This window comes from Mesorhizobium sp. M7A.F.Ca.US.006.04.2.1, from assembly GCF_004022915.1.
GTDB lineage: Bacteria > Pseudomonadota > Alphaproteobacteria > Rhizobiales > Rhizobiaceae > Mesorhizobium > Mesorhizobium ciceri.
This window is the reverse complement of the sequence record NZ_RZQA01001147.1, coordinates 1-1549: the sequence shown is the minus strand read 5'-3', so window position 1 is coordinate 1549 and position 1549 is coordinate 1. Positions and strand designations below refer to the sequence as shown.

At 63.7% G+C, this 1549-nt stretch carries 1 pseudogene; it reads right to left on the bottom strand.

The window, feature by feature from the left end:
• Positions 1–23: 23 nt before the first annotated feature.
• Positions 24–1368, bottom strand: a pseudogene (locus tag EN925_RS35235) (IS5 family transposase).
• Between the last annotated feature and the right edge of the window lie 181 nt (positions 1369–1549).

The following is a 1549-nucleotide window of genomic DNA, read 5'->3' as shown; positions in this document are numbered from 1 at the left end:
GTCGACCGTGAACAATCCGAGCCCTAAGCGGCGACCGGCTTCGGCCGGATTTGAAGCAGGGCAATCAAGAGCGACAAAAACCCCTTCAGCCACCTGAGCAGGAGGGAGAAGTTGTAGCCGGCGGCGGCCAGGATGGCGTTGAGGGTGTCGCCCTGCTGGCCGGCGAGGTAGTTGCGGCCCATTCTGTGTTCGCTCTTGATGTGGCCGATGACGGGCTCGACCGCCGACCGCCGTCGCATCTGGCGCTTGATGGCTGGGGTGACGCGGCGTTTCTGGCCCGCGGTGAAGACCCTGAGCTTGTGGCTCTGCGGTGCGTTGTGGCCGCGATAGCCGGCGTCGGCGAGGATGCGGCCGATCTCGTTGCCGATGGTCTTTTCCATGTCGGGGATGACGCTTGCCAGCGTGTGGCCGTCATAGGGATTGCCGGGCAGTGCTTTTGCATGCAGGGCGAACTGGCCGCCCCTGGAGCGCTTCAGCGTGGTGGCCACCGACACCTTCACCCCGAACTCGTAGGGCGCATGCGCCTTGCCCTTGCCGATGCATTCCACCTCGTGTGCGTGCAGGCTGTAGATCTTGCGGCCGCGCTGGCGCTGGCGTTGCTCGAGAACGGTGGCGGCCTGGTAGAGCGGCCATTTGAACAGCGTCCAGCCCCTGATCGCCGGCGATCTGGCGACCAATGTCGCGAATGGTCCGGCCGAGATAGGTCTTGAGCTTGCGTAGCGCCTTGTTGGCCCGCTTGAACTGCTTGGCGTGGGCATAGCGCTGGTGGCTGATCAGCGCCAGCTTGCCGACCCGCACATAACTCTGGCGCAAATGGAGACCCGTCCTCTTGGCCAGCCGCACCAGCCGTTCGCGTGCCCGATGGATGAGCTTGGCGTCGGTCGGGAACATGACGTTCTTCGGCTGCACGGTGGTGTCGACGATCACCTGGCGCGTGTCGGCCGGTTTCATCGCCCCGGTCTTGACCGCGAGGCTGAGGCTCTCCTGCAACAGCACCATAATCCGCTCCTCGCCCATACGGCTGCGCCAACGCGTCATCGAGGAGCGGTCGAACGGCAGCGTATGGCAAAAGAACGTCTCGCCGGTGAGATACTGGAAATAAGGGTTCTCCACCCAGCGCTCGCACAGCACCTCATCCGACAGGTTGAAGGTGTGCTTGAGGATCGCCAGCCCCGCCATCAGCCGGGTCGGCAGCGGCGGCATGCCGGGGCCGTCCGAATAGACGGCGCCGAAACGCTCCTCCAGCACCGGCCAGTCGATCGCCTGCGCCAGCCGCACCAGCTCGTGCTTCATGTTGATGATTTGGTCGAGCCGGGAGCGGAACAGGTCCTGCTCTCCCGTCTCGCGCTTCTCGCGTGGCCTGGACATTCGCTGTCCCCTCGATTCGCCGCCGCCGAACCGAGTGAATCACGCTCCGCGCCACAAGGGAATCGCAAAACCGAATTGCAGGAAAACAGCGTCCAAATACCGCTAATCCTGCAATTCCAAAGCCGCTATCCGCCTCAATCAACAGGCCAGATCAATGGCTTGCGGATAGTTCACGGCCGAC